7 protein-coding genes are annotated in these 7341 nt (G+C 73.8%); 4 read left to right on the top strand and 3 right to left on the bottom strand.

Translation table 11 applies throughout. From position 1 onward, the window contains the following. Together DQ384_RS22950 and DQ384_RS22945 are read left to right on the top strand one after the other, a co-directional pair. Window positions 1-1304, top strand: a 1304-nt coding sequence (locus DQ384_RS22950; protein ID WP_342769446.1) for an Nramp family divalent metal transporter, incomplete at its 5' end; no start/stop codon positions are given. A 33-nt stretch (window positions 1305-1337) separates the two neighbouring features. Next, window positions 1338-1844 carry a GNAT family N-acetyltransferase gene (locus DQ384_RS22945; protein ID WP_114030937.1) on the top strand — a complete coding sequence of 169 codons (507 nt, stop codon included), beginning with the start codon at window positions 1338-1340 and terminating at the stop codon, window positions 1842-1844. 136 nt (window positions 1845-1980) lie between these two features. Here the strand turns inward: DQ384_RS22945 and DQ384_RS22940 are convergent, their stop codons facing one another. Continuing rightward, window positions 1981-2670 (bottom strand): GNAT family N-acetyltransferase, encoded by a 690-nt coding sequence (locus tag DQ384_RS22940; protein WP_114030936.1) that lies wholly within the window; start codon window positions 2668-2670, stop codon window positions 1981-1983. Window positions 2671-2915: 245 nt separating this feature from the next. On the opposite strand from DQ384_RS22940, the gene DQ384_RS22935 reads away from it, so the two are divergent. Then, complete coding sequence (locus DQ384_RS22935) at window positions 2916-4472, top strand: glycoside hydrolase family 13 protein (RefSeq protein ID WP_114030935.1); 1557 nt, start codon at window positions 2916-2918, stop codon at window positions 4470-4472. Window positions 4473-4606: 134 nt separating this feature from the next. Here the strand turns inward: DQ384_RS22935 and DQ384_RS22930 are convergent, their stop codons facing one another. Beyond that, on the bottom strand, window positions 4607-5293 hold the full coding sequence (locus DQ384_RS22930; protein ID WP_114030934.1) for a hemerythrin domain-containing protein: 687 nt from the start codon (window positions 5291-5293) through the stop codon (window positions 4607-4609). Between the two features lie 146 nt (window positions 5294-5439). Here DQ384_RS22930 and DQ384_RS22925 point away from each other — a divergent pair, with 146 nt between their 5' ends. After that, window positions 5440-6351 carry a MarR family winged helix-turn-helix transcriptional regulator gene (locus DQ384_RS22925; protein WP_245966706.1) on the top strand — a complete coding sequence of 304 codons (912 nt, stop codon included), beginning with the start codon at window positions 5440-5442 and terminating at the stop codon, window positions 6349-6351. Here DQ384_RS22925 and DQ384_RS22920 read toward each other — a convergent pair. Then, complete coding sequence (locus DQ384_RS22920) at window positions 6326-7264, bottom strand: putative protein N(5)-glutamine methyltransferase (RefSeq protein WP_114030933.1); 939 nt, start codon at window positions 7262-7264, stop codon at window positions 6326-6328. The genes DQ384_RS22925 and DQ384_RS22920 overlap by 26 nt on opposite strands. Between the last annotated feature and the right edge of the window lie 77 nt (window positions 7265-7341).

Raw genomic sequence — 7341 nt, 5'->3', positions numbered from 1 at the left:
GTGCCCAGAAACCGGAGCCCCCGCCAGGGACGTCCGATACCGAGACCGATCCCGAGACCCTCACCGCCCCGCCCGCGATCCCGGTTCCCGCGCCGGGACGGATGCGGGCGCGCGTCGTGGGGCTGATGGGACCGGCGTTCGTGGCGGCCGTCGCCTACGTCGACCCGGGCAACTTCGCCACCAACGTCGAGAGCGGCGCGCGGTTCGGATTCCTGCTGCTGTGGGTGGTCCTGACGGCCAACGTCGTCGCGATGCTGCTGCAGTACCTGTCGGCCAAGCTCGGCATCGCGACCGGCCGCAGCCTCCCCGAGCTGTGCCGCGAACGGTACCCCCGCCCGGTCGTCTGGGGGTTGTGGCTCCAGGCCGAGATCGTGGTCATCATGACGGACCTGGCCGAGTTCATCGGCGGCGCGGTCGCGCTCAACCTGCTGTTCGGCCTGCCCATGCTCCAGGGCGGCATCCTGATCGCGGTGGCGTCCTTCGTCGTCCTGGCCGTCCGCTCGGCCCGGCACCGGCGGTTCGAGGCGGCGATCACCGCGCTGCTGGCCGTCGTGGCCGGGGCGTTCCTCTACCAGACGCTGAGCGCGCCCGTGCCGCTGCCGGAGGTGGCGGGCGGGCTGGTGCCCCGGTTCGACGGACCGGCCAGCCTGCTCCTGGCGGCGGGGATCGTCGGCGCGACCGTCATGCCGCACGCCGTCTACCTGCACTCGGCGCTGACGCAGGAGCGGTTCGCCGGGATCCGCGAGCCTCAGCGCGGCACACTGCTGCGCGCGCAACGGCTGGACGTGGTACTGGCCATGGGCGTCGCCGGCCTGGTCAACATGGCGATGCTCGTGTCCGCCGCCTCTCTGCTACGCGGCACGGGCGCCGAGCCGACCCTGCACGGGGCTTTCACCGCCTTCGCCGAGGGGGCGGGCCCGCTCACCGCGCTGCTGTTCGGCATCGCCCTGCTGGCCTCGGGGCTGGCGTCCTCCAGCGTCGGGGTGTACGCGGGGCAGATCGTGATGCAGGGTTTCCTGCGCCGCCGCGTGCCGCTGTGGACGAGAAGGCTGGTGTCCGTGGTCCCCGCCCTCGCGGTGCTGGCGTTCGGCGTCGACCCAACCCACGCGCTCGTGCTGAGCCAGGTCGTGCTGTCGTTCGGCATCCCCTTCGCGCTCGTGCCGCTCGTGCTGCTGACCCGCCGCGCGGACGTGATGGGCGAGTGGGCGAACCGGCGCGCGACCACGCTCGCCGCCGCCGGAGCCTCCATGGTGATCATCGCGCTCAACGTCGTGCTGGTCTTCCTGGCCGGACCCTCGTTGTGAGAGCGCGGGCCGGGTCGTCTAGGGTCCCGGTCCATGGAGATCAGGCGGCTGCGCAAGGGCGACGAGGACCGCTTGCGCGAGGTGAGGCTGAGGGCGCTCGCCGAGTCCCCCTCAGCCTTCGCCTCGACGCTGGAACGGGAACAGCAGTTCGGCGCCGACGTGTGGGTGTCGCGGGTGACCCGCGAGGAGTCGGCGACCTTCCTCGCCGAGGAGGACGGCAGGCCGCTCGGAACCGCCACGGGGTTCGTGGAGGAGGATCCCGCCACCGTCCACCTGGTCGGCATGTGGGTCGACCCCTCCGCGCGCGGCACGGGCGTCGCCGGCCGGCTCGTGGAGACGGTGGTGGACTGGGCGCGCGAGCGCGACGCCCGGCGCGTGGAGCTGTGGGTCACCGTCCTCAACCACCGCGCCCGCGCCCTGTACGAACGGCACGGCTTCTCGCCCACGGGCGACCGGCAGCCGCTCCCGTCCGACCCGGACATCCTGGAGGACCGGTTCGAGCGCCCGCTGCCCGTGCGGGAGCCCAGCGCGGAGCGCTAGCCTGGGCGCCCGCGGGCCGGCGCGCGCGAGTGCGGTTAGACGGGCGGGAAACGTCCCGCGAGCGCCTGCTCGTGACCTCGTGCGGCTTCCGCGTCCACCACAGGGCCCTCTCCGCGCCCGTCGCCTGACGCCCGGCCTACGCGACCGGGACGTCGGCGGGCACGCGCACGGCGGGGAACATCGCCTGGCGGCGGAGCCGGAAGCCGAGGGCCTGGTACAGGCGGATCGCGGTGGTGTTGAAGGCCGCGGCGTGCAGGAACGGGATCTCCCCGCGGTCTCGGATCCCGGCGGCGACGGCCAGCACCAGGCGGGATCCCAGCCCCTGGCCGCGGAACGCCTCGTCGGTGCACACCGCGCTGACCTCCGTCCACCCCGGCGGGTGCAGGCGCTCGCCCGCCATCGCCACGAGCACGCCGTCCCGGCGGATGCCCAGGTAGGTGCCCATCTCGAACGTGCGGATCGCGAACGGCCCCGGCCTGGCGCGCTCGACGAGGTCCAGCATGTCGGGCACGTCGCCGGGGCCGAGTATGACCGCCTCCGGGTCGGGCGCGCCCATCACATCCTCGCCGGACAACTGGACGCCCTCGACGCTGTCCACGACCTCCCATCCCTCCGGGGGCGTGGCCGCGAAGGCGGCGAACGGGACAAGTCCCCCGGGGCCGGCCAGCGCGGCCATGTCCTCCCAGTCCGCGGGCTCCGGGTCCGCCGGGAGCGCCACGAACGGGGAGACCTCGACCGGATAGCGCAGCGCGTTGCCGCGCCGTTCGGCGAAGTGGGCGTGCGGCCCCGTGAGGGAGGCCCACGCGGGGTTGTCCAGCGGGTGCATCCGAACCTCTTTCTGTTATTCCGGCGGGAACGGCAGAGATTATCCGCGCCACGGTCACGGTATTCCTCCGCCGCACGCCGGTCTCGGCGGCCCCGGCAAGTCTGTGGTGTCCCATCCCGCGCACTCGGGGGTGTGCAGGGAGGCGGCCGGTGGGCAAGGACCTACCGTGGCAGGACCCCCAGGCATCGTGCGTCCGCCGGCGTCGACGCCGGCGGACACGTCGTCAATCTTCCCGAGGAGGCCGAGTGAACGGATCGTGGTGGCAGGACGCCGTCGTCTACCAGGTGTACCTGCGCTCCTTCGCCGACACCGACGGTGACGGCGTCGGCGACCTGGAGGGGCTGCGCCTGCGCCTGGACTACCTGCGCGCGCTCGGCGTGGACGGGTTCTGGCTCAACCCGATCTACCCCTCGCCGGGCGCCGACCACGGGTACGACGTCTCCGACTACACCGACATCGACGCCCGCTACGGCGGCCTGCCCGCCTTCGACCGCCTGCTCGCCGACGCGCACGCCCGCGGGCTCAAGGTCCTGATGGACCTGGTGCCCAACCACTGCTCGGCGGAGCACCCCTGGTTCCAGGCGGCACTGGCGGGCGACCCCGCGGCGCGCGAGCGGTTCATCTTCCGTCCCGGCCTCGGCGACCTGCCGCCGAACAACTGGCGGTCGGCCTTCGGCGGCCCGGCCTGGTCCAAGGCCGGGGACGAGTGGTACCTGCACAGCTTCGACGCCGGGCAGCCCGACTTCAACTGGCGCAACCCCGAGGTGGCCGCCTACTTCGAGGAGGTGCTGCGGTTCTGGTTCGACCGCGGGGTGGACGGCATCCGCATCGACGTGGCGCACATGATGTTCAAGCACGCCGACCTGCCGGACTGGCCGAACCACGCCGAGTACAACATCCTCGCCCAGAACCAGCCCGAGGTGCACGACGTGCTGCGCCGCTGGCGCAAGATCGCCGACGGGTACGGGCGCGACCTCACCCTGGTCGGCGAGGTCTGGGTGCCCACGATCGACGATCTCGCGCTCTACCTGCGGCCCGACGAGCTGCCGCAGGCGTTCTACTTCGACCTGCTGCTGTGCCCCTGGGACGCCGCCCGGTTCCGCACCTCGATCAGCGGCGGCCTGGAGCAGATCGCCGCCACCGGCGCCACCCTCACCTGGACGCTCGCCAACCACGACGTCCACCGCACCGTCAGCCGCTACGGCCTGGTCTCCTACACCGACGGCCCGCCCACCCGGCCCCGGGGCACGGTCGACGTCGCCCTCGGGGTGCGGCGCGCGCGGGCCGCGATGATGCTGCTGCTCGCCCTGCCCGGATCGGTCTACCTCTACCAGGGCGAGGAGGCGGGCCTTCCCGAGGTGCTGGACCTGCCCGACGAGGCCCGCCAGGACCCGACCTGGCTGCGCTCGGGCACCGCCGACTACGGGCGCGACGGCTGCCGCGTCCCGCTGCCCTGGACCCCGGCGGGCCCGTCCTTCGGCTTCTCCTCCTCGGAGCGGACGTGGCTGCCGCAGCCGGACTGGTTCGCCGAGTTCGCGATCGAGCCGCAGATCGGCCTGCCCGGCTCCACCTGGGAGCTCCACCGCCGGGCCCTGGAGGTGCGCCGGGGCATCGGCGGGCCGCTGGAGTGGGTTCCGGCCGGCCGCCAGGACGTGGTGGCGTTCCGGCGGGGCGATCTGGTCAGCGTCACGGTCTTCGGCGACGAGCCGTACGCCGTGCCGTGGGGCGAGCCGGTCCTGGCCTCGGCCGACGCCGCCCCCGGGACGGTGGCCCCGTCCGCGACCGCCTGGTTCAGGGCCTGACCTCCGTGACGGGCGGTTTCAGGGCCTGACCTCCCGGCGTCCGGGCCTCGCCCCGGGCAGCGCCCCGCCGTCCTGCCGACCGGTGTCGAGGGGCCCGGCCGCGACGCCGGTGTCGCGCGAATCGATCTCGGCTCTCACGAGGCCGCCGCCTCGCCGGGGCTTTCGCGGGTCACCGGCCGGCCGGGGGCGCCCCAGAGGTCGAGCCCGGCGTAGGCGGGCCGCCACTCGTCCTCGTAGGCGGCGCGCAGCCCTTCCGGCATGCGGGCGAGGATCGCCGCGGTAGCGGCGGCGTCCATGCCGTCCAGCACCCACGGCAGGTAGCGAGGGGCGCCGGAGCCGATGCGGGCGCGGTGCTCCTCGCCGAAGCGGCGCCACTGCTCCTCGGTCATGGTGGCGTCGACCAGGGGCAGCGCCTCGGCCTCCTCGTGCCGCAGGTGCGTCGTGAGCACCATGACCAGGCCGTCGGCCAGCCCGCCGAGCCGCTCGTGCCCGGAGTCGCGGTCGGCCAGGGCCGCGTCGATGGCGTCCAGCAGCGGGTCGACGGCGCCGTGTTCGGCCTCCATGGCGTCGAGCAGCGCGAGGTCGTCCGCGCGGCCGGCCAGCACCCGCCGCATCACGGGCCACACCGTGTCGTCCTCGGTGGTGTGGTGCACCCGGAGGTAGCCCTTGAACATCTCCCAGCCGGCGGCGGTGCTCAGCACGCGCCGGGGGTCGTCGTCCGCGCGCGCCGTGATCCGTGCGATGCGCTCGGCGTCGCGCCGGAGGGCGTCGTGCACCGCGAGCATCATCGACATGTCCAGGCGGGACGTGTTGCTTGTCATGGTTCTCCCTGGTTTTGGACCTTGTGGGAGCACCGACGCTAATCGTGCACGAGGTTAACTGTCAACATGCCAACTAATTACTCACCTAACCGTCACGCAACCAACCATCACACCTTGGACTAGGGTGGTGGCCAGGAGGTGGGCCGGTGCGGCGACGGCGGGACGACGAGGAGCCGGTGATCGACGGCCCGGCGACGGACCCGGGCGCGCAGGCGCCGGACACGTCCCTGGCCTCTGTGCTGAACCGGTCCATCGGCAACCTGCTGCGCAGGACGTTCGTCCTCTTCACCGCCGAGGCCATGCGCGAGGGCCCGCAGTCGCGCGACTTCGTCGTGCTGGACACGCTCGCCGAGCAGGACGGCTGCTCCCAGCAGGACCTCGCCGAGAGGCTCGGCATCAACCGGACGATCATGGTCCGGCTCATCGACCGGCTGGAGGAGGCGGGGCACGTCACGAGGACGCGCAACCCCGCCAACCGCCGCTCCTACGTGCTGACGCTGACGGCCGCCGGCCGCGAGGCGCGGGACGCCATGCGTCAGGCGGTCTCCGACCGCGACGCGCGGGTCACCGCCGCGCTGACCCCGGACGAGCGCCGGCGGCTGGACGAACTGCTGGGCAAGATGCTGCCCGAACCCGAGCAGCCGGCCGTCCAGAGCACCGAGTACCTCGTCACCCAGGCGCACCACCGGCTGCGGCGGCACGGCGACGCGCTGCTCGGGCCCGCCGGCCTGCGCACCCGGCACTTCGGGCCGTTGTCCGCGCTCGAGTTGCTCGCCCCGTGCCCGCAGCAGGAGCTGGCCCGCTACCTGGCGATCACCGAGCCGTCCGCGGCGCAGGTGGTGGACGAGCTGGTCCAGGCGGGTCTCGTGGCCCGCGGCCAGGACCCGCACGACCGCCGCCGCTACGCCCTGGAGCTCACCGCCCTCGGCCGCGAACGGCTCACGTCCGTCCGCGCCGCCATGGAGTCCATCGCCGCCGAGGTGCTGACCATCCTGGGCGGCGGCCCCGAGCGGGAACTGCGCGCCCTGCTGCTCAAACTGATCTCCCCTCGGGCCTGACGAAGACGACGGCGGTGGCGTCCATCTCGTCGTCCTCCACGACGCGGGCGACCACCCCGTCACGGGCCGCGCCGCCGGAGCCCCCGGTGGCCCCGGCGCCGTGGACGATCTCGACGAGCGACGGCGCCTGGCGCTCGCTGGTCTCCACGAGGAGGATGCCGCCCGGAGCCAGCCAGCGCGGAGCCTCGGCGATCACGCGCCGCAGGACGTCCAGCCCGTCCCGGCCGCCGTCCAGCGCGACCAGCGGCTCGTGGTCGCGGGCCTCGGACGGGAGCAGGCCGACCGCGCCGGTGGGGACGTAGGGGGCGTTGGCCACCAGGATGTCGACGCGCCCCCGCAGCATGGCCGGCAGCGGCTCGTACAGGTCGCCGGCGTACACGTGGCCGCCCAGCGCGGCCAGGTTGTCACGGGCGCACTCCACGGCGGCGGGGTCGATGTCCGCCGCGTGCAGCTCCACCGGCCCGAGCGCCTGGGCCAGCGCGGCTCCGAGGGCCCCCGTGCCGCAGCACAGGTCGACCACCACGGGCCGCCGCAGGGGGATCAGACGTCCGGCGGACGGATCGGGAGAGGGAGCGCCGGAGCGGAGCGCGGCCCGCCGGGTGTGCTCGACGGCCTGGGTGACGAGGAACTCGCTGCGGCGGCGGGGGACGAAGACGCCGGGGGCGACGGTCACGCGCAGGCCGCAGAACTCGGCCCACCCGAGGACGTGCTCCAGGGGAAGCCCGGCCACGCGGCGCTCGACCATGGCGGACAGGTCGGCGGGCGTGCGCGCCGACGAGACGAGCAGCCGCGCCTCGTCCTCGGCGAAGACGCAACCGGCGGCCCGGAGCCTGGTGACGATCACGGCTTCGGAAGGCGCGGGAAGTTCGGGGAGTTCAGGGAGCTCAGGAAGAGAAGCGGGGGAAACCGACATGAAAGTCCTTCGGAGTGCCGATGGGCGCTCCGTCGGGCCGGCTTACTGCCGGTGGACCGCACGGCCGTGAGGCGAGA

Source organism: Sphaerisporangium album, from assembly GCF_003323745.1.
In the GTDB taxonomy this organism is placed as follows: Bacteria; Actinomycetota; Actinomycetes; order Streptosporangiales; family Streptosporangiaceae; genus Sphaerisporangium; species Sphaerisporangium album.
Note: the sequence above shows the minus strand (reverse complement) of the source record. Positions and strands in the feature narration are given on the sequence as shown.